The organism is Flavobacterium lacus, assembly GCF_003268815.1.
Lineage (GTDB): Bacteria > Bacteroidota > Bacteroidia > Flavobacteriales > Flavobacteriaceae > Flavobacterium > Flavobacterium lacus.
The window spans coordinates 15,518-37,621 of sequence record NZ_QLSV01000018.1 but is presented as its reverse complement, the minus strand read 5'-3'; the positions used below and the strand labels follow the sequence as shown (position 1 = coordinate 37,621).

The window sequence follows — 22,104 nt, the reverse complement described above, 5'->3', positions numbered from 1 at the left end:
GTCCAACAAGTTGGACACCTTTTCTGCTATTTGTTCTAATTCAATCTAAATAATGTTTTAGAACAAGTTAGGTCATTCGGGCTTTCTTTCCCTCTTACGATTCGTTCTTGACCTTGATACATGGCTGTACAGATTTCCGTACCCTCATTTTCACATTCTACAGCGATTGAACACGGAGCAGGATGGTCTACCCAACCGGTTACTACTGCTGTGGATTTTTTGCTTTCATTTTGGAAAGCAAAAGCACTGGTGATTGCTACAATCATTAGTAGCAATGGCAAAATTGATTTAAAATTAATCGTTTTCATATTAAAAAAAATTAAAAGTGATGATCTACTCTTTTGTACAGGTTTTCGATCTTCCCCTGCGGTATCGGCCGATATCCGTATTGTTTTTATTGTAGTGGGTTAAACCGCTCTTTTCTAAAACGTCCTATTACCAAGTGATTCTTGGTTAATCCTAGTAGTATATCGTCGTATACTTTGAAACTTTTGATTTCTTCTCCTTTGTAGTTGTAGAAGTAGAAACTAAATTGATAACTGTTATTGTTTACTTGATACACGTCAATGATGGATGCTTCTTTAAGCATTTCCGGACTATCATACTTCCCTAATCGTTTTGATTTGATGTAGAGATAGTTTCCATCGGTGGTGGCGTAGGTGTTAATTTTTTCGGGCTGTGTGGCGAATTTCTTTTCTCTCCAGTTGTTGAGGTAAGCAAATTTTAAATCTACTTGTTGAAGCGTATCGATGGTTTTTCCTGTTACGATGCTGTCTAAGGTTGGTGTGGCTAGGAGGTATTGATTTCTGTAATAATAGGTGTAGAGGGTGGTTCTGAGTTTTGCGTTATAGCTTAGTAGTCCATCGGTGTCAAACACCCCATCGATTTGTTTTTTAAGAATGTCCGTGTGTTTTTGAGCTACATTTTTATTCTGTATATCAATGAGGGTAAGGTAATTTTCACCGGTTTTGGGGTGAAGAGCACGGACTGTAAAGTTAGTGCTGTCGATTACTTCATAGGTTGAAAATTTGGTATTGCCTTTGTAGATGGGTTTGCCTTTCCAGTCTTGGGTTGAGCCACGGTAGATGACCGGGATGGTTCCGTCTGCAAAATAATAAAAGTCGTCTTTTACCCTTACTTGTGCGGTGGCAAAGTTGAAGTTGTGGTTGTCTTGGTTGAGGCGGTAAGCGTTTTGAATCGTAAAGCTAGTATCTATTTCCATGATGTATTTTGGAGCGGAATTGTTGCCAAGATAAATTTTGCCCTTGTTGTAACCTGCCAAGTAGAATGAATTGTATTCGAGTGAAATTCCTTTTAGCATTTTAACCGGGCTATGTGGAATGCGGCGGGTGAATGCATTGTTGTGGTGTATTTTCTTTTCGGATAATTGGAATAACACGATGACTGCAGTGACTGCAACCAAAGTCAGCAGTGTGACCAGTAGGATTGTTTTTTTTGGTTCTTGTTGCTTTTTACTTTCTATAAAAATAGCCATCAGAGCTATTAGAACAAAGACGATATTAAAAATCAAGTGTTGGTTCCAACTCATTTTTTCAAGCACACCTCCGCAGGAGCAGGGTATGAAGGAACTGAAGTTTAAGATGATGTAGATGTAGGCGGTGAACATGACCATGAGTGTAAAGGCAGCCCATAGTGCTATTCTTCGGCAACTTTTAAAGGACAGTGCTACCGCTATGATTATTTCTGAAAGGGGAATGCTCCAAACGATGAATTCCGCATAGACTCCCAATAGCGGTGATTGCCCTAGCTGTACTTTAAAGTTAGGAAAGTCGATGAATTTGCTGACGGCGGCGTAGATGAATAGGAGGATATAGGCGTAGCAAATAATAATGACTAGGTTTTTTTGTATGGTGGTGTTGATTTTCATTGGTTGATTATTAACGATTTTTTAAACCACATCGTGCCCTTGTTTACCTTGGTAAAGAAGTTGTTGCACTTTGATAAAGAAATGCATAGCGATGCGAAACTTTGTTTCTTTACTAGGATAAAATTGCGATTATCTTTTTTCTTTTACTTTGTAAATCAGGAATTTAGCTATATAAATCAGGAAGAAGTTTTATTCCGGTCTTTTGACTTGGCTTGGTGGGTAGTGGTATTTCTTTTTGAATGCAGTTGCAAAGCTATGGTAGTCATTGAAACCGCAATGGAGTGCGATTTCTACTAAGGAGAGGTTGGTTTGTTGGATTAGCTCATGGGCATTTTTGAGTCGTTCGTGGTTATAGAATTGGTAGATGCTTGTGTGCAAGTGGTCTCTGAACAGTTTTTTGAGTGTGAACTCGTTGGTTTGGAATTGTGTGGCTATTTCTCTGGTGGTGGGTAGGGGGAGGTGCAGTTGGGAGAGGATGAATTGACTTACTTTTTGTATTTGTATGATCTCTGCATCGGTGCGGTTAGCGTTTTGATCGAGTTGGAGGATGTCCCATATTTCTTTTTGGATGGTTTTGATGGCGATGAGGAGTATGGTTGCTGAACCGGGAAGTAGGATAAGTGTACAATTTGCCGTGATTACTTTTTGTTGTTTGGTGCGAAATGTGAGTAGCAGTTGAAGTTCTTTTTTTTGCTTCAGTATTTTTTTGATTGTGGGAATGGGTAAGGTTTGGTTGTTGTGCAGTAGGTCTGCTAATTTATTGTTTTGTACTTCTTTTGGTTTATAACCCAGTTCATTCGGCAGTTTGTGGTTGTATTCCATGATGGTGAAATTGGGTGTGAGTAGGAGTGCGAAATGGAATCCGTTTTGATAATTGTAGTAGGGTGAATGGACTTCTGATTGGCTGATGATTTGTTCTAGTTGCTTTGTTACCTCAATCAGTAGGCTTTTGATTTTTTGCCATTCTTTGTTTTGGGGAAAGGTTTCGTAGTTCCAATCTGTTTTGCCTGTGGCGAGTTGGAAGAGAATGTGGAAGATGATGTTGCTATGGTTTTGTTTTTTATCCATGTTTTAGGTGTGTAGTAGTTTTGATTTACGGAGAAAAAATGGGGTTGGAAGGGGAGTTGGTTGAGTAAAATTAAATGGTAAGGATTTAATTTGCTAATGTTGTGGTGTGGAATTCGGGAATTTGGGGGGGGTGGTTGTCTGTTGTCTGTTGTCTGTTGTCTGTTTTCTGTTTTCTGTTGTCTGTTGTCTGTTGTCTGTTGTCTGTTGTTGGTTGTCTGTAGGTTTTAGTTTATGGGGGTTTTTTAGTGATTTTATTTTGGTGGGGGGATTGTATGGGTAAAATAAAAGTAAATTTGTAATACTCATTGAGTATGCTCAATAAACTGTGTCATTTCATTTAGGAGTGTTTAATAAACTGTTGAAAAAATAAAATTTTAAAATTAACGACCATGTGCTACTACACCATCCAAACTAAATTTGCACTAGAAGTACAAAGTCGGTTTAAGGCTAAATTGGCGGAGCCGTCTTTGTTTCAACCTTCTGCGGTGGTGAATGGGTTTGAGCATCCAAAAACACCTGTTATTACGGATGAGCGACCGGAATTGATTCAGCATTACAACTGGGGTCTACTTCCGCATTGGGCAAAAGATGAAACGATACGGTCGGTGACGTTAAATGCCAGAATTGAAACGTTGGAGGAGAAGCCTGCTTATCGGGCGGTGATTCAGCAACGGTGTTTGGTTATTGCCAACGGATTTTATGAGTGGCAATGGTTGGATACAAAAGGGAAAAATAAAGTGAAATATCAAATCGGTCTCGCCAATGAAGCCTTGTTTGCTTTTGCCGGACTTTATTCGATGTGGGAAGATACCTCCACCGGTTTGATTCGGCAAACCTACACGATCGTAACTACGGAGGCGAATGCTTTGATGGCTGACATTCACAATATCAAAAAACGCATGCCGGTTATCCTTCAACCCGAAGATGAAAATCGGTGGTTGTCGCATGCTCCTGTTCATGAATTTGCGTTTCCGTATGAAGTAGCGTTGGTCGCTAAAAAAGCGGATGGGGAGGCACTTACGTTGTGGTAGGGGTTTGGTGAAATTATATGTTTTGTGGGGTGCGGGTTGTCGGTTGTCTGTTGTCTGTTGTCTGTTGTCTGTTGTGTTGTGGGTTTTTTTCTTCATTTTATTTCCCCGTGTCAAATTGTCTTATTGCTCCAATAGCTCATCGTCACTTTTCTCCCAAACCGGTTACTTCTGCTGAAACATAATGGATGCATTTTGGTGCCGGTCTCGCAGCATGTAACAATTGGCAGTGATTGAACGCTGGAAGCTATTTTTTGAAAAACGCTATTCCTTTCTGTCTGTTAAAAAAACATCAAAAACAGCAGCAATAAATACAATGTTCAGAATATGTAGTACTTTTGCTTTATAGTTTTTTATATGGAAAACAATTACTTTACTGAAAGTCCTTTCACAACATTTATTTCCTTCCATAAAGTCATCACTATTTTGGAAGAAATTGCCTTGTCCTCGGTAGATTACCGTTCAAATTATGCAAAAGCCTTACTAAAAGAAGTCGAATCTAAACCGGAATTTATTACCGGCATTGATGATTTTAATTTTATACTGGAAAATGAGCAACTGATCAATCACCTGTTAGCCGATTTATTTCCTACTGCATTAACGCATAATGAAATAAAAGCGGTTACCCTTCCCTTTCAAAACGTTACTTTTAATTATACGGAGCGATTTAAGAAAATTCTAAACGATGCCGGTCAAACATTTGACATGTCTATTCGAGATTTTGATGAACACCAGTTTTATGTCATGAACTGCTCGTTAATTCTCAATGCGCATTACAATCAAAACATCGATTTTGGTAAACCGTTATTTTATGACATTCCGGATGCAAATGGAATCATTAGGCATTACAGAATCTTATATAATGCTGATTTTGTTGAAATTTTCCCTTCAGAAAAAGTCAACCCCCTTTCGCAAAAAGAAATAGAAGAACTGATCGACAATTATGACAATTTTGAACTTTGGAAACAAAAATTCCCCCCAAATTCTTGGATTTTAAAAGGTTTTGTCATTGTTTCGTTGGTAGATGTAACGGTTGAAAATGCCGTATCGAATTTAAAAACCTATTTGCTGAGTCCGGAGCTAAAAAAAACAAATTACACCGAAGATGCCTACTCTATATTTAGGTCTGTTTTTAAAATTCCTGAGTTAAAAATGGGTTTCACTATGTATAATGAAGAGCAAGACTCGTTTGAAAAACCCGCTTTCAAAGAAAGCGATATGACTAGTTTTATTTTGTTAGATAAACCTGAAGCAGATTGCAAAAATGCTCTTTGCGGCTGTTCCTACGAATTTTTAATCGAGAACCATAATGTATTTATCATTCCCGACGTAAATGAATTTGGTAAAATTGAAGAAAATAAATTGTTTGCCAAGCAACTTTTACAACAAAACATTCAAAGTTGTTTACTAGCACCTATTGTAAAAGACGGTAAGTTATTAGGAATTATCGAATTAGCCTCTTCTAAAATTAGAGCGATCAACTCGATCAACGCAACTAAATTAGATTTAATCATGCCGTTTTTGGTCGATACCATTGTGCGTAGTTTTAGCGATATGCAAAATCAACTGGAAGCCATTATTCAAAAAGAATACACCACCATACATCCGAGTGTTTATTGGAAATTTAAACAAGAAGCCAAAAATTATTTCGCCAATACCGCCCTTGCCAAAGATTACATTCTAAAGGAGATTGTGTTTAAAAATGTCTATCCTTTATACGGACAAATCGACATCAAAGGTTCATCGGAACACCGAAATGAAACCGTTAAAACCGACTTACGAAATCAACTCAAAACAATCATTGAAATTTTCGACACCCTCAAATCGAACACTAATTTATTGATTGTTGAACAACGAAAATTTGAACTACAAGAGCTTCTAAATGAACTAGATGCTCCTCTAAAAACAGATACAGAGCAGCAGATTCAGGGTTTTATTGAACTAGAAATTCATCCGGTTTTAGCCTCAATTCAAAACGAAAAAAGGTATGAACAAAAAGTAAAATCCTATTATGAAAGTCTTGATTCCAAGACCGGCATGTTCTATCATGCCCGAAAAGATTTTGATCATACGCTGTCAGTTATCAATAAAAAAATGGCCTCGGTGTTAGATGCCAAACAAGCTGAAGCGCAGCACATTTATCCACATTATTACGAACGGTTTAAAACCGATGGTGTAGAGCATAATTTATACATAGGCGAATCGATTGTGCCCACCATTCCGTATGACAAAATGTATCTCAGCAACCTCCGATTATGGCAATTGCAAACGTTGTGCGAAATGGAATTGGAGCACCATCGAATCAAAAGCACGCTGCCCTATTCACTCGATGTTACGTCGCTAATTTTGGTATTTAGTTCGCCCATTTCTATCCGATTTAGAATGGATGAAAAACGATTTGATGTAGATGGCACCTACAATGCCCGCTACGAAGTGGTAAAAAAACGTATCGACAAAGCCAACATCAAAGGAACCGATAAACGCATCACCGAAAAAGAAAAAATCACGATCGTTTATTCGCAAAATCAAGAAGAAGCAGAATACTTAAAATACATCAAATACCTTCAATTTAAAAAGATTTTAGAACCTACCTTGGAACAATTTGAAGTAGAAGACCTGCAAGGCGTTTCCGGGTTAAAAGCCTTACGTGTTAAAGTCTTAAACACCGAAATTTCAGAAAAAAAATACTCGTATCAAGAATTGTTGGATGAGTTGAAGTAATTTTAAATCTCGTCAATCAAATACTGATGCTCCTCCTTTACTATTCCGCGAAGACGATTTTTGATTAATTGTTCTAAAATTTCGTCATTTTCAAAACGTTCAAAAAGTTTAAATTTATACAATTTTTCGTCAAAATCAAGTAAATTTAATTCGCAAAATAACGTCAGATTTACTTCTGAACGAATGAATCCCTTTGCTTTAGCTTCTGTTAAAAAACCTAACAACGTTTCAAAAATTAGTTTTTTACGAAACCCTTCATACTTTTTCATCGATTGATGGTAATAGCGTTTCAAACTATATAAAAATTGAGAATCGGTTTTTCTTAATTCTTGTAAACCAAGTTCATATAACAAAATTACTTTGGCTATCGGATCAATTTTCAACTTACTAATTTCTTCGGTTTGTTGTTCAAAATGAATCCACAAATAGTCAACACATTCACTGATTAATTCTTCTTTGCTACTAAAATATTTGTAAATCGTTTTTTTTGAAATAGCCAATTCAGAGGCTAAATCATCCATCGTCACATTTTTACTGCCGTATTTTTTAAAGTAAGTTAAACTTTGAAGCAACAAATCTTCTTTAGTCTCCGATTTCAATTCCATACTAATCAAATTAAAAAACTGCCGTGATGAATTTCAAGGCAGTTGATGTGAATTAATAACCTCCACCTAATGCACGATACAATGAAATAACGGCATTCAGTTGTTGAAAGCGATTGTCAATTGTACTTAATTCAGTGTTTAAGGCGTTGTCTTTTGCGGTTAAAACTTCCAAATAATTGACCATTCCGTATCGTAATAATTCATCCGAATAATCCGCTGCATTTTGAAGCGATTCCAATTGTTTGGTTCGAATGGCTAATTTCTCGGTTTCATTTTCATAGGAAGCCAACGCATCTGACACTTCTTTTCCGGCGGTTAAAAGCGTTTGTTCAAACTGAAGATAGGCTTTTTCCTGATTGGCTTTGGCTACTTCGTGACGGGTTTTTATTTGTCGTTGATTAAAAATCGGTTGTGTTAATCCGGTTATTACCGAAGCAAACAGCGAGTTGGCACTAAACCAATCTTTTAACTCCAAACTTTGAAAACCTCCGTTGGCCGTTACGGTTAAGGATGGATAGAAATTGCTTCGGGCCACATTGGTCATTTCAAATGCATTTCTAAAATTCATTTCAGCTGAAATTACGTCGGGTCTTTTACTTAATAATAAAGCAGGAATTCCAACTTTAACATCAGTTGTCATATTTTGGTTTTCAAATAAACCTCTTTCGATGGTTCCGGGAGCTTGTCCGAGCAAAATACTTAACGTGTTTTCTAACACTTTTACGTTGTATTTTAAATCTTCCAAAATCACTTGAGTTCCGTATAACTGAGCTTCTGTTTGTTTAACGGCAACGGCATTTACACTTCCTGCATCTTTTAAAGCAATGATGGTTTCAACACTTTGGGTTCTATTTTCCACTGTTTTTTCGGCCACTTTTATTTGAGCATCCAACGCCAACAATTGAAAATAGGTAGCCGAAATACTGGAAATCAATTGCGTTTGAATCGCTTGTTGAGCGGCAACGGTTTGCAAATAACTGGCGGCAAAAGCTCTTTTGTTACTTCTGATTTTTCCCCAAATATCGGCTTCCCAAGAAAGTCTTCCTGACAGTTCATATTGATCTAAAGCTCCGTTGAAGAAACTTCCAAACTGACTGTTTTTGGCCAATTCTTGATGTGTCCAACTTGCATTGGCAGAAAAAGTGGGTAAATAACCTGCTTTTCCTTGTTTCATATTGGCTTCTGCTGCGGCCAAATTTTGCAATCCGATTTTCAAATCATAATTGTTTTGTAATCCGGTTCTGATGTGTTTTTGCAAAATTGGATCGGTAAACAATTGTTCCCACGAAACGGTTGCCAACGAAACGCTGTCTTTGGCTTGTTCAGTTCGGTATAAGTTTTCGGTAACTATGTTTGGACTCTTGTAATCTTTCGCCACAAAACAAGATTGCATTAGTAAACTTCCTGCAATGACAACCGTTATTTTTGATATTTTTAGATAGTTCATCTTATTTTTTTATTATAAAATTTCTGGATCAGTTTCTTTTGCCTTTCCACTAATACGTTCTTGTAATCCTTGGAAAATAACGAACAATACGGGAATAACAAATACACCCAAAAGTGTTCCTACTAACATTCCGCCAACAGCTCCCATTCCAATCGAACGGTTTCCAACAGCACCAACACCCGAAGCAAATGCCAACGGAAGTAAGCCGAGAATAAACGCGAACGAAGTCATCAAAATAGGTCGTAAACGAGCTTTTGCTCCATCAATCGCTGACTCAAATAATCCCATGCCGTGTCGTCGTCGCTGGATGGCAAATTCGACTATCAAAATGGCATTTTTAGCTAACAATCCGATTAACATAATTAAAGCTACTTGAAAATAGATGTTGTTTTCTAATCCAAATAAATTCACAAAACCAATCGCTCCCGCAATTCCGACAGGCAGCGATAAAATGACTGAAAGTGGTAATACATAACTTTCATATTGACCTGCCAAAAGGAAATAGACGAATATCAAACTCAGTAAAAATACCCCTGCTGCTTGTCCGCTAGCGATGATTTCTTCACGCGTCATTCCTGAAAATTCATATTCGTAGGTTTTCGGTAAATGTTGAGCGGCCACTTCTTCCACAGCTTTAATTGCATCACCCGAACTAAAACCTGGGTTTGCTTTTCCGGTGACACTAATTGATTTCAATAAATTATATCTAGCAACTGATTCCGGTCCGTAAACGCGTTTTAAATTCACAAATTCGCTGATGGAAACCGTTTCGTCTTGCGCATTTCGGATGAAAATATTATCTAACGATTCGGGAGTGGCTCGGTCTTCCGGTTTTGCCTGAATCATCACACGGTATTGTTTTCCAAAACGGTTAAAATCGGTTGTGTATAATCCTCCATAATAACCTTGTAACGTGTTGAAAATTTGATTTATTGATATTCCGGCTTCTTTCGTTTTTTCAACATTTACATCCATTTGATATTGAGGGAAAGAAGGATTAAAACTCGTCATCGCATATTGAATTTCCGGACGAGCATTCAACGCTTGTAAAAATTCACCTGAAACTTGGCTTATTTTCATCCAATCATCATCGCCTTTATCTTGCAGTTTTAATTCAAATCCGTCGGCATTTCCAAAACCTTGCACACTTGGTGGTGTGAAAAATAATAATCTTGCATCTTTAATTCCTGCGGTTCTTCCGAAAAGTTCGCCCACAACCGCATCAACTGATTGATTGTCTTCTTTTCGCTCGCTCCAATCTTTTAATTGAATAACTGAGAAAGCATACGAACCTCCGTTTACATTATTCAATAAACTGAAACCGACAACATTCATTCTTGCTTCAACAATATCCATTGAAGCAAGGATTGAATCATATTCATAGACGATTTTTTGCGTTTGTTCCAACGTTGCTCCGGGTGGTAACGTAATGTCTGCCATAATTAAACCACGGTCTTCGGTTGGAATAAATCCTGAAGGCGTAGATTTGAAAAGTAACAAGGCAATTCCGGAAGCCACAATTAATCCTACTACTGCAATCCATTTTCTTTTTAATAAAAAGCCGATTGAATTGACATATTTGTTCGTCATCGATTCAAAACCTGTGTTGAAAGCAGTAAAAAATCGATCTTTAAATCCTTTTTTATGCTGTTCTGAACCTTCGTGCGGTTTTAATAATAAGGCACAAAGAGCAGGACTTAAAGTCAACGCATTTACAGCAGAAATTAAAATCGCAATCGCTAACGTAATCGCAAATTGTTGATAGAAAACGCCCGACGATCCTTTGATGAAAGACACCGGCACGAATACAGCCGACATTACTAATGTGATGGAAATAATTGCTCCTGTAATTTCGCTCATCGCAGAAACCGTGGCTTCTTTAGCAGATTTGACTCCTTCATCTAATTTGGCATGAACGGCCTCGACGACGACAATGGCATCATCGACGACAATTCCGATGGCGAGAATCATCGCAAAAAGCGTTAACATATTAATGGAATATCCAAACAATTGAAGGAAGAAAAATGTTCCTACAATGGCAACCGGAACAGCTATTGCAGGAATTAAGGTGGAACGGAAATCTTGCAAAAACAAGAATACCACAATAAATACCAAAATAAATGCTTCGATTAATGTTATAATTACTTTTGAAATGGATGCATCAAGGAATTTTTTAGTGTTATAAGGCACAACGTAGTCCACACCTTTTGGAAAATCGGCTTTGGCATCTTCCAAAATGGTCATTACTTCTTCAATAATTTCTTGAGCATTAGAACCAGATGTTTGGAAAATACCAACAGCAACACCCGGTTTTCCCATTCCCATATTATTGGTTCCGTAATTAAACCCGCCTAATTCAACTGATGCAACATCTTTTAATCGAAGGAAATTTCCGTTTCCGATGGATTTAATAATGATGTTTTCATATTCTGAAATTTCAGCTAAACGACCTTTGTATTTGATCACATATTCATAAACTCCATCAGCATTTTCACCAAATTTTCCGGGAGCAGCTTCTAGATTTTGTTCTCTCAATGCTGCTTGAATGTCAGACGGAACGACTTTGAATGCCGCCATTTTTGCCGGGTCAATCCAAATTCGCATCGAATAATCTTTAGCTCCAAAAACGTTTACTTGTCCAACTCCTTTTACACGTTGAAGTTTTGGTACTAAATTTATTTTAGCATAATTCTGTACAAAAACCTCATCATATTCCGGATTATCCGAAAACATGGAAAGGAACATCAATGCACTCGTTTGACTTTTTAACGTTGTAACCCCGGTTTGAATAACAGCTTCAGGTAATTTGCTGGTTGCTCTTGCTACACGGTTTTGCACGTTTACTGCGGCAATATCTGCATCGACACCTAACTCAAAAAACACATTGATTTTGGCAGCACCATCGTTACTGGCAGACGAAGTGATGTAGGTCATTCCTTCCACACCATTGATTTCTTCTTCAAGCGGAATGACTACACTATTTAAAACTGTTTCTGCATTTGCTCCTGTATACGTGGCGTTTACTTGCACAGTTGGCGGAGCAATTTCAGGATATTGTTCGATGGGCAACGACATCAAACCCAATATTCCCAGGATCGTTATGAGAATAGAGATTACTGTTGAAAGAACGGGTCTTTCAATAAATACTTTTAACATATTGACTAAGTTTGAGTGTTATTATTTTGGTGAAGTCGCGGTTTGAGCTGTTTTTTTAGATCCGTCGTTTGGTATGATTTCCATGCCGTCACGTAGTTTTGAAACACCTTCTACCACAACCAAATCTCCTTCGTTTAAACCTTCTGACACAATATAATTAAGTTCAGAAGTTCCTCTGGTTTGAATTACTTTCGTAGATACTTTATTTGATTTATCAACCACAAAAACCAATTGTTTTCCTTGCATTTCTGAAACAGCAATTTGCGGAATTAATACGATGTCTTTTTGTTCGGTAGGCAATTGAATCTTTCCGCTGCTTCCGCTACGTAAAATTCCATTAGGGTTTTTAAATTCGGCACGTAATTGAATGCTTCCGGTTCTTCCGTTTACCAAACCATTGATTGTTTCAATTTTTCCTTTGATTTCGTACGGCGAATTATCGGCCAAAATTAAATTTACTTCCGGCAATGATTTGATTTTATCCGCCATTGTTTGTCCGCTAAAAGTACGATTGAACTGCAACAATTGTTTTTCATTCATCGAAAAATAAGCTCGCACATTTCTGGCATCGGAAATGATAGTAAGCGGTTCAGGATTGGTTGAACTGACTAAGCTTCCTTCTTTATAAGGTAGACTTCCAACAACTCCTTCAACCGGACTTGTTATCGTTCCGAAATTGATATTGGCTGCAATGCTGCTGTAATTACTTTGAGCTTGGGCTAAATTAGCTTTGGCCGTTTCTAATTGTACGTTGCTGATGATGTTGCGTTCTACCAACGGAACCATACGATCAACCTCAACTTGAGCGGCTCTTACTCTCGCTTTGGCAGCTGATGCATCTTGGTTTAACGTTTGTGTTTCTAACTTAAATAGTAACTGTCCTTTTTTTACAAGTTGACCTTCATCAACATAGATTTTTTGAATAAATCCGTTTACTTTTGGTCGGATTTCTACATTTTGTTGCCCTTCAATATTGGCAGAAAACTCTTGATATACAGTTGTGTTTTCTTTCTTTATTTTTTGAACAGCAAATGGCATAGGTCCTATCGCTTGTGGTTGAGGTGCTTCTTTTCCGCAGGATATCATTATAATTGCGGTTATGACTAAGGTCAAAATAGACTTGATTTTCATGTATTTAATTGATTAAGAGGTTGAATTATTATTTTCTATTTCATTAATTTTTGCAATGGCATCTTGAAGAAGTTTTTCAAAATCTTTTGCATATTCTAAATAGACAGCTAAGATTTGTTGTCCTTTTTCGTAATCCGCAGAAAGTTTAAACTGTTCGTCAAATTCTCTTATTTTGTCACAAATTTGAACTTCAGAATTAAGAATTTTAAGATGGTTTTTAATTCTATCTGATAAATTGGAGGGCCTGAAATGCTTTCTTCTGTCGCCGGGTAAAGTGTAATAATTGATTTTTTCCAGTTTTAAAAGCAAATTTATATTAGTTGAAACGGAGCTTTTACTGGCGTTTGTTATTTCTACTAATTCTTCAAATGTTAGCCCCTTTATTCTGCAGTTTAAAATTAAAGTTCCGAAAATGCGGGAGGCTAATGGAGGTAGATTATGATGGGTTTCAAAGTGAATCCCGAACATTTCAATAAGTTTTTGCTTTTCTTTTTCTAGATTATCCATGTCATTTGAAATTAAATTCGGGACAAAGATAACTATTGGTTCGTTTTCAACCGAACCAACCGAACTTAAATTTTTGTTAAAAGTAAATTGGGCTTATTTTTGTGTTTAAAAATAAGGTGAAGATTTTAATTTTTCTTCTGATTCAGAAGAAGTTTCAATAGCTATTAAACTCCTGAATTCTTAAACGCAATCACAAACGTCAACACCGAAACAATAATTCCAACCATAAAAATGTTGTACGTAATTCGAAGTAAACGGTATTTTCGCTCTAAAACCAAACCTAAATAATACAAATCTTTGATCATCGAATTGTATAAATAATCGCGGTCTTTCATCATTACATTCACCGCATCTTCATAGGCTTTGTAGGGCATTTTATAAAAATTACCAAAAAACAAGAGATTGACTTTTCGCTCTTCCACATCTTTTTGTGTAAAGGTACCCGAAGTTACTTTTGGGCGGGTAGACAGAATAGCAAAAACAATAGTAACCACACTAAACATGACCAAAACAAAAGTAGGGATAATCAAATGTACATTGCCGGGACTGTCTAGTTTAGGTATTAAAGTAGACAAACTTATCGATATAATGATGGCATTAACCGAGAGCAAAATATTGGCTTTACTATCAGCAATTTCACTCAATCGCGTATGATTATTTAATGTAACACGAAACATGGTGTCAATGCCACGTTCCGATTTTTCTTCTTTTGGTTTTTTGACCGTTTCAGCAGAATCTTGGTCAACATTATTCATGAGTTTTTTGATTCTTTTTTCAATTCTAGTAATGTTTTTTTCCTTAACCGGTTGCCAAAAAGTTAAGGCAAATGGGGTATAAAATTGATGTTTTTGCGAAAGCATTAACAAGTTTTCCTTCGACCATTCCAAATCTGAAAAACTTTTTTTACACGTAGTTTGCCATTCTTCGCGCAAGAATTCGCAAAGCGTCAAATAGTTATCATTCGCAAAATGAAAATAATCGGCATCACGAATAATTTGTTCTAGTTCATTCTGAGGCTGATGCGTAAAAACCGTAGCCATAATTAAATTAGAAACAGCTAAAATAAACGTTTCGTCGCACTTTTGATTCTTCAAAAAAAGAGCAGCAATTTGCACACTTGAGGCTTCATGTTTTTCAGTTCCATGGATATAACCGGTGTCATGGAACCATGCAGCAATTAATAATTTTTCAGTATCTTCGTCACTTACTTGTTGATACTTTGCAATTTTTATAACCGCCTGAACAACACCAACTGTATGATTAAAATTATGGTAAACAAAAGTAGAAGGCAACTTTTCTTTTAACAAAGTTGACACATATTGTTCCGCATGCTGGATCAAATTCATAGACTAAATTTTATTTTCTACTAAATTATGAAAATGTTTCGGGTTTTCATTACGCTACTTACAAATTATAAAAAAGGGTTGGTTTTACTTCCTTCCTTTTTCTTGTTTTCTTGTGCAACACACTCGATTCAAACCGGAAAAAAAGACACCCTTTCTTCCCATCAAGAAATTGTTGACAGTTCTAAGGTAAGTCATACTTTTTTCTTACTTGGCGATGCCGGGAACACAACCAATCCCGAAGCCCTACAAACATTAAAATTTTTAGAAAGTCAAGTTTCCACAACGGACAAGAACAGTACTTTATTGTTTTTAGGGGATAATATTTATCCCAAAGGAATGCCGGCAGATAAAAACGACCCAACCCGGGAAGATGCCGAAAAAAAAATAACCTTACAACTTGAGATTGCGAAGAATTTTAAAGGCAAGACCATTTTTATACCCGGCAATCATGATTGGTATAATGGTTTGAAAGGATTAAACGAACAAGAAAAATTTGTTGCCACTTATTTGAATGAAAAAAAAGCATTTCTACCCAGAAAAGGCTGTGCCCTTGAAACCGTAAAAATAAATGACCAAATTGGTTTGATTGTGGTTGATAGCGAATGGTTTCTGCAAGATTGGGACAAACACCCCACCCTGAATGACGATTGCGACATCAGAACCCGATTAGAATTTTTTGACGAACTGAAAAGTGAAATCAACAAAAATCAAAACAAATTCACCATTTTGGCCATTCACCACCCGTTAATGAGTCACGGTCCGCATGGTGGTGTTTTTTCGGCAAAAAAGCACCTTTATCCAATCAATAACACTATTCCCTTACCTCTAATTGGCTCATTCATCAATCTTTTACGAAAAACAACCGGAGCCAGTCCGCAGGATTTACAAAACAAAGTGTACCGCGACCTCATTAACAACATCAAACCGATGATTCAAAACCGGAATAATGTTTTAGTGGTTTCCGGACACGAACACAATCTTCAGTATATTGAAAACGACGGCATAAAACAAGTAATCAGTGGAGCGGCTTCTAAACGTGAAGCAGCAAAAGCTGTTGGAGCAAACGATTTTTCTTTTGGCGGATTTGGCTATGGTAAATTAGAAATTTATGAAAATCAATCTGCATTACTAACCTATTTTAGTACAGAAGAACGTGAATTAAAGAAGATTCATGACGTTTATCTTCCCAGTCCAAATGAAGGTTTACTACCTACCAATTTCATTGAAAACAAGGAAAAAACTGTTCAAGCATCCATTTATTCGGCTGATTTCACCAAGAAAAGCAAATTTTACAGATTCCTTTGGGGAGACCATTACAGAACCTATTACGGTCTGCCCATCGCAGCCAAAGTGGTTCAACTCGACACCCTTTTTGGTGGTGTAACACCAACCATTTCAGGCGGAGGAAATCAATCGGAATCACTTCGCTTAGCAGACAAAAACGGAAAAGATTATGTGATGCGTGCCTTGAAAAAGAATGCCACTCGTTTTTTACAATCTATTTTTAGAAATCAAAATGCGGTGGCTGGATTTCAAGACACCTATGCAGCAGAATTTATTTATGATTTTTATACTTCCGGACATCCTTTTACTCCCTTTATCATTGGCAACTTAGCCGATAAAATCGGAATTTATCACAGTAATCCCAAGCTTTATTTTATCCCCAAACAAAACCGATTGGGAATATTTAATGACTCGTTTGGCGATAAATTATATTTGGTAGAAGAACGTCAAACAGACGAACATCTCGATTTAGAAAGCTATGGAAAACCACAAGCCATTCTTGGAACAGACGACGTTTTGGCCAACATTCGAAAAGATGAAAAATACCAAGTGGATGAAGAAGCCTACATCAGAGCTCGCTTGTTTGATATGTTGATTGGTGATTGGGACAGGCACCAAGACCAATGGCGTTGGTCGGCATTTGAACAAGGTGACCAAGTGATTTACAAACCCATTCCGCGTGATCGCGATCAAGCTTTTGCAAAAGTAGATGGCAATTTAATTCGTTTATTACTTAACATTCCCGGCGTTCGACACATTACCAACTTTGAAGCTGATTATCCGAGTGAAAAATGGTTTAACTTTTCAGCTCACAGTTTAGATGTGGCTTTTATCAAAAATGCAACAGCAGCTGATTGGAAGAAACAAGCCGATTATATCATCAGCGAACTGACGGATGAAGCGATTGATGAAGCCTTTTCCAACTTGCCTTTAGAAATAAAAGACGATGAAACAACAAACGAAATTAAAATCAAACTAAAATTCAGAAAAAAAGGATTGGAAGATTTTGCTTTGCGTTATCATACATTACTTCAAAATAGAATTATTCTGACCGGAACCGATAAAAAAGACAAATTTCTAATTGAACGTTTAGCCGAAGGAAATACAAAAGTTTCATGGTTTCGATTGAAAAAAGACGGCGAAGAATTGCAATTTTCGAAAACCTATACTAAAAAGCAAACCAAAGAAATTTGGATTTATGGCTTGGATGACGACGATCAATTTGAAGTAAAAGGAAAAGCCAAAAACAACATCATCATCCGATTAATTGGCGGTCAAAATCATGATAATTATGTGGTTGAAAACGGTAAAAAAGTAAAAATATACGATTATAAATCAAAGAAAAACACCATAAATGCTGAAAACTGCACGGCAATTCATTTAAAAGATGATTATGAATTAAATGAATACCATTACAAAAAACCAAAATACAACCATACCTTTTTATTACCCATGATTGGTTTTAATCCGGATGATGGTGTAAAAATTGGCGGAGCGTATAATTTTGTAAAACAAGGATTCGTCAACAATCCTTACACTGCAAAACATAGCTTGCGTGCCAATTATTATTTTGCCACTGAAGGTGTAGAATTAGGTTATAAAACTAGTTTTACTCGAATAGTAGGCAAATGGAATTTAGAAACGGAAGCCCGCTATACTACGCCAAATTTCAGCATCAATTACTTTGGCTATGGAAACGAAACCGAGAATTTTGACCGTGAAGAAGGAATGGACTATAATCGTGTTCGCATTCAAATTCTAAAAGTTGCTCCTTCACTTAACTATGTGGGCCGATTTGGGAGCGAAGTTACCATTCAAACTTCCTTCGAAAACATTGAAGTGGAAGGAACTTCCAATCGGTTTATCAACGAACCCGGAGCTATTAATCCAGCAGTTTTTGACTACCAGCAATTTGCCGGAGCTTCATTCCACTATGCTTTTAAAAATTATGATCGCGAAGCCAATCCAACAATTGGAATGTTATTTTCGATTCAAGGAACATGGAAAACCAATTTATCCGATTCAAAACGAAATTTCACTTCGTTAGAAAGCGAATTGGGATTTAGTCATAAATTAACCAAATCCAATAAATTAGTACTCGGAACGTTATTGAAAGGAAAAATGCTTTTGAATAATAATTTTGAATTCTACCAAGGTGCAACATTGGGTGGCGATTATGATTTGAGAGGTTATCGAAACGAACGCTTTCTCGGTAAACAATCCTTCTTTCAAAGCACCGATTTACGATGGAATATTGGCAAAATAAAAAGTATAATTCCAATGAGTTACGGCATTTTAGGCGGATATGATTACGGAAGAGTTTGGTTGGATGGAGAAGATTCAAATAAATGGCATCAATCTGTGGGAGGAGGAATTTGGCTTAACGGATTAGATTTAGTAACAGCCCGTCTAACTTTTTTTAACAGTCAAGACGGAAACAGAATTGCTTTTGGACTAGGATTTGGATTTTAATTTTTATGAAATTTATGGATCAATTCATCAAACTTTTTATTGTATTTTTTGCCTTTCAACATAGTATATCTGCACAAACGGATAGTTTATCCATTAAGCGTGACACGTTAGTTTTTGGCGAAATTAAAAATGATACATTAGTCAAAGAAACCATTTGGCAAAAACTAAAATATGATGCTCGAAACGGTGCAAACGGTTTTCTTTACACGTTTGCTCAACCCACGCGATGGGACAAGAAAGACCTTGCCTATTTTGGTGGTGCTTTGGTTGGAACCGGAATTTTATATCTTTCAGACGAAGAAATAAGTGGTTTTTTTAGAAGACAAGAGAAAGACATTCCTCACGCTGTGAGTGAATTTGGTTTTAGATTTGGAAAACCACTCGTAAATTATGGTTTAACAGGAAGTGTTTATTTGGTTGGGTTACTCTCTAAAAACGAAAAAATTCGCTATACCGGTGTCCTAATGATCACCTCTGCCAGTGTGAGCGGGTTACTGCAACAAGCTATGAAAACAGTCGCAGGGCGAGCAAGGCCCAGCACTGAACTAGGACACGATTATTTTGATCCTTTTAATGGCAGTCCGGCTTTTAGTTCTTTTCCTTCGGGACACACTGCTTTATCCGTTACAACCTGTTATGCGTTATCGAAACAATTTAGCAGCCCATGGATAAAAGGTGGTTTTTATGTTTTGGGAATGGTTTCGCCCATGTCTAGAATTTGGGAAGGTGCTCATTGGGCTTCCGATGTTTTTTTAAGCACGGTGATGAGTGTTGCCATTGTTGAATGCGTTGATTCTTATTTGAAAAGAGATAACAAATATAAACTCAGTCCTGAACAATCAAAAAATAAAATTTCGTGGAATGTTAGAATGGGCTACAACCAAGTAGGTTTAGTTGGCACTTTTTAAGGTATGAATTGAAACTTCATAAACATTTCCACCTCTGTTTTTAGTTCTTTCATCAGCAATTAACAGTTTATCATTGTCTATAAAACTGACAGCTTCTTTTTGACTGTAATGATTTAGAGCAAGTTCTGTTCTTTTACCGCCGAGAAAATCATCACCTTTGAATTCTTCAAAAAGCCAAATCTTTTCATGACCTAGTAGTACTATTTTTTTTTCATCCGGGCTAATGGCAGCACCTGTTATTACGCACGAATTATAATTGGAACATGTTTTAAATTTTCCAATTAACTGAGCAGCATGATTGCCGGCAAGCGCAGGGATTTTATAAATTAATGTAGAACCGTCAAAGCCCTTACTTCTGTTTTTTGTGAATAAGTAAAAAGAGTTTTGATAAACAAAAAAGGCTTCACAATCGTATAGTTTTTCTTTTTTCTTGGCCGGAAAATGAGTTTGCTCGGGGTAATAAAAATTTATTTTTTCAACTGTAGTTAAAGCGTCATTGGGTGAAATTTTATAAATTACCAAATCCTTTCGGTCATTGTCATTATTTCCGAAATCGCCAATGAAAAGATTTTGGTCGTTGTCTTTGGTAAGGTCCTCCCAATCAATATTACTGTGGTTGTCCAGTTGTATTGTTTGCTCCACTTGACCTTTGTTGTTAAGTCCGTAAACCACGGATTTATTACCACTGTCTTCAATCACCCAGATGAGGGAATCAGTTGCCACTAAACCTGAAACTTCTGATAGCTTTGCAGGCAAGTAGAATTTTGTGTGTAGTGTTAGGGCGGCAGTGCTTTTATTTTGACAGGACAATGATGTAAAAATGAGAAAAGCCATCAAAAGGGTGGAGGTTCTGATGCATAAAAAGGATGTGTATGAAAACTTAAATTTTAAAACGATTTTACGAATAGCTAACATTTTAGTTTTTTAAAAGGCAGTTTTAAGCAAATAATACGCACTGCAGCAGACCTTGAGACACAAAGATACAGAAAATAGCCTACTGTTGGTTGGGTAAGTCAGCAACCTAAAAAGTGCTTGCAGCCCTCAGCGTACCGAGAGCACTTTTGCATTCCAACCAACTCCCGCAGTGCCTGCGAATCAATTGTATTTTGGATAGGAGGGAAAAAAGAGCTCAGCGTTTGGTTTTACACCACATTTCTTATTCCTCTTTATCCTTTTTCTTATCGCGTTTTTTTGGTCTTTATTAATTTTTTCTATGGTTTTCATAGGAATTACATTCAACTCATTTGTTTCGCAATTCCAGATGTTGAGGTATTTTTGCGAAACCACATGATGCGATTTCCATTTTGTGAATTTACCATAGAGCATCAAGGTGCATACATCGGTGGCAGTTATAAAGTCACCTGTTTCCGGTAAATGGGAATGGAGGGTTGATTCTATTTCTTTTCCTTCTTCCATTTTTCCACCATATTCAATCGGGATGATGTTTTTGTGAAGTTGCTTTTTGGAAGTGAGTTTATTATTGCTGTTAAAAGTGAGTAAATAATCATTTCCAAAAATGACAACGCCATTTTTGGTTGGACCGGTAAGCACATACACTTTCTTTTCTTTGCCCTTGATTAAAGGAATTAAATTCAAATTTGTATTGTTGTATCTTTTGAAGAGGGTGTCCGATTGTATTTCATTTAAAGCCAGTTTTCGAATGGTATATAAATCCGTTTCTGTTGGGGTGAACGCTCTAATAGTCAAATCCGTGGTTGCTTTTTTCATATCGTAAGAGCTGTCGAAAGACATGGTTCCAATCACTTGGGGAGTGGCCTCTTTGGAGAAAAAAACACATTTTGCAACGTCATTGTCTTGGTACGAGAAGTAACCACCAATATTTTCTCTTTCCTTATACTTTTCCAAAAACAAATCTGTTCCGTACCACGACGCCATTTCAGATTGAAATAATAGTTTCCCTTCCGCTACAATAGCTACTGCTTCTTGATTTAGATTTTTTTGTCCAAAAGCTGTTAAGGTTAAAAATGTAACCAGAATTGTTATTGTTTTCATTTTTAACGCTCATTTTCACTATTAAAATTCATTTCCCAACCTCCGTTTCCGGGATTGAATAGTAGTGGAATTATTCCGAAGATAAATTCAATTTTGCGTTTGAATTTCCAGGTGCCGACAATTGTGGTTTTATTTTCGGAAAGTGTGCCAACATAATATAAGGTTGGATGTTTTTGATTTGTTTTTATCCTTTCTCCTTTCAGATTAATTTGATCATTGATAGGCATAAACTTTTGAAACGAAATTTTATTATTTTCAACTTTACCGATAATTTTTCCGGTTTCTTCCATTCCTCCTGTGGCGATATCGTCATTCACAGTACCGCTAAAGTTTACTCCGTCAAATTTTTCAATGGTTATTTCAAAATAGGTCTTTTCAAAACCTATCATCTTTTGAATTTGCTCTTTCTCAAATGTATAATACCCTTTCCAATGTCCTATCATTTTACTAAAATAAAAAAAATAGTGACACCGCTCGTTTATTATAACAATTTACGTCAACTATTTTTTTTAAATGAATGATACTGCCGT

The 22,104-nt window shown here is 36.7% G+C and carries 16 protein-coding genes; 4 read left to right on the top strand and 12 right to left on the bottom strand.

The window, feature by feature from the left end; translation table 11 throughout:
* Window positions 1–35: 35 nt before the first annotated feature.
* The 3 genes from B0I10_RS14815 to B0I10_RS14805 all read right to left on the bottom strand — a co-directional run bounded on the left by B0I10_RS14815 (window position 36) and on the right by B0I10_RS14805 (window position 2,956).
* A complete protein-coding gene (locus tag B0I10_RS14815) occupies window positions 36–308 on the bottom strand; it encodes a DUF6520 family protein (RefSeq protein ID WP_112087298.1) in 273 nt (90 codons plus the stop codon).
* An 86-nt stretch (window positions 309–394) separates the two neighbouring features.
* Entirely contained in the window at window positions 395–1,888 is a 1,494-nt protein-coding gene (locus B0I10_RS14810) for a MauE/DoxX family redox-associated membrane protein (protein ID WP_112087297.1), read from the bottom strand.
* 189 nt (window positions 1,889–2,077) lie between these two features.
* Window positions 2,078–2,956 (bottom strand): helix-turn-helix domain-containing protein, encoded by an 879-nt coding sequence (locus B0I10_RS14805; protein WP_112087296.1) that lies wholly within the window; start codon window positions 2,954–2,956, stop codon window positions 2,078–2,080.
* Window positions 2,957–3,345: 389 nt separating this feature from the next.
* Between B0I10_RS14805 and B0I10_RS14800 the strand changes: the two genes are divergently transcribed.
* Together B0I10_RS14800 and B0I10_RS14795 are read left to right on the top strand one after the other, a co-directional pair.
* Entirely contained in the window at window positions 3,346–3,987 is a 642-nt protein-coding gene (locus tag B0I10_RS14800; protein ID WP_112087295.1) for an SOS response-associated peptidase, read from the top strand.
* A 354-nt stretch (window positions 3,988–4,341) separates the two neighbouring features.
* Window positions 4,342–6,705: a GAF domain-containing protein gene (locus B0I10_RS14795; protein ID WP_112087294.1), complete on the top strand. Its 2,364-nt coding sequence runs from the start codon at window positions 4,342–4,344 to the stop codon at window positions 6,703–6,705.
* A gap of 2 nt (window positions 6,706–6,707) precedes the next feature.
* On the opposite strand, the gene B0I10_RS14790 is transcribed toward B0I10_RS14795, so the two are convergent.
* The 6 genes from B0I10_RS14790 to B0I10_RS14765 form a co-directional block, all read right to left on the bottom strand.
* Window positions 6,708–7,310 (bottom strand): TetR/AcrR family transcriptional regulator, encoded by a 603-nt coding sequence (locus B0I10_RS14790; RefSeq protein WP_112087293.1) that lies wholly within the window; start codon window positions 7,308–7,310, stop codon window positions 6,708–6,710.
* 52 nt (window positions 7,311–7,362) lie between these two features.
* Window positions 7,363–8,757 carry an efflux transporter outer membrane subunit gene (locus tag B0I10_RS14785; RefSeq protein WP_112087292.1) on the bottom strand — a complete coding sequence of 465 codons (1,395 nt, stop codon included), beginning with the start codon at window positions 8,755–8,757 and terminating at the stop codon, window positions 7,363–7,365.
* Between the two features lie 12 nt (window positions 8,758–8,769).
* Window positions 8,770–11,913, bottom strand: coding sequence for an efflux RND transporter permease subunit (locus tag B0I10_RS14780; RefSeq protein ID WP_112087291.1), 3,144 nt, complete (start codon window positions 11,911–11,913; stop codon window positions 8,770–8,772).
* Window positions 11,914–11,934: 21 nt separating this feature from the next.
* Entirely contained in the window at window positions 11,935–13,044 is a 1,110-nt protein-coding gene (locus B0I10_RS14775) for an efflux RND transporter periplasmic adaptor subunit (protein ID WP_112087290.1), read from the bottom strand.
* Between the two features lie 12 nt (window positions 13,045–13,056).
* Complete coding sequence (locus tag B0I10_RS14770; protein ID WP_112087289.1) at window positions 13,057–13,551, bottom strand: GbsR/MarR family transcriptional regulator; 495 nt, start codon at window positions 13,549–13,551, stop codon at window positions 13,057–13,059.
* Between the two features lie 164 nt (window positions 13,552–13,715).
* Window positions 13,716–14,897, bottom strand: coding sequence for a Pycsar system effector family protein (locus B0I10_RS14765; protein WP_112087288.1), 1,182 nt, complete (start codon window positions 14,895–14,897; stop codon window positions 13,716–13,718).
* 27 nt (window positions 14,898–14,924) lie between these two features.
* On the opposite strand from B0I10_RS14765, the gene B0I10_RS14760 reads away from it, so the two are divergent.
* Entirely contained in the window at window positions 14,925–18,653 is a 3,729-nt protein-coding gene (locus B0I10_RS14760; protein ID WP_112087287.1) for a metallophosphoesterase, read from the top strand.
* 14 nt (window positions 18,654–18,667) lie between these two features.
* On the top strand, window positions 18,668–19,561 hold the full coding sequence (locus tag B0I10_RS14755) for a phosphatase PAP2 family protein (protein WP_181456968.1): 894 nt from the start codon (window positions 18,668–18,670) through the stop codon (window positions 19,559–19,561).
* Here B0I10_RS14755 and B0I10_RS14750 read toward each other — a convergent pair.
* From B0I10_RS14750 to B0I10_RS14740, 3 genes are all read right to left on the bottom strand, one after another.
* A complete protein-coding gene (locus B0I10_RS14750; protein ID WP_245943005.1) occupies window positions 19,544–20,317 on the bottom strand; it encodes a hypothetical protein in 774 nt (257 codons plus the stop codon). The genes B0I10_RS14755 and B0I10_RS14750 overlap by 18 nt on opposite strands.
* A 339-nt stretch (window positions 20,318–20,656) precedes the next feature.
* Window positions 20,657–21,574: a hypothetical protein gene (locus B0I10_RS14745; protein WP_181456967.1), complete on the bottom strand. Its 918-nt coding sequence runs from the start codon at window positions 21,572–21,574 to the stop codon at window positions 20,657–20,659.
* Window positions 21,575–21,576: 2 nt separating this feature from the next.
* Window positions 21,577–22,017 carry a hypothetical protein gene (locus tag B0I10_RS14740; protein ID WP_112087285.1) on the bottom strand — a complete coding sequence of 147 codons (441 nt, stop codon included), beginning with the start codon at window positions 22,015–22,017 and terminating at the stop codon, window positions 21,577–21,579.
* Window positions 22,018–22,104: the final 87 nt, after the last annotated feature.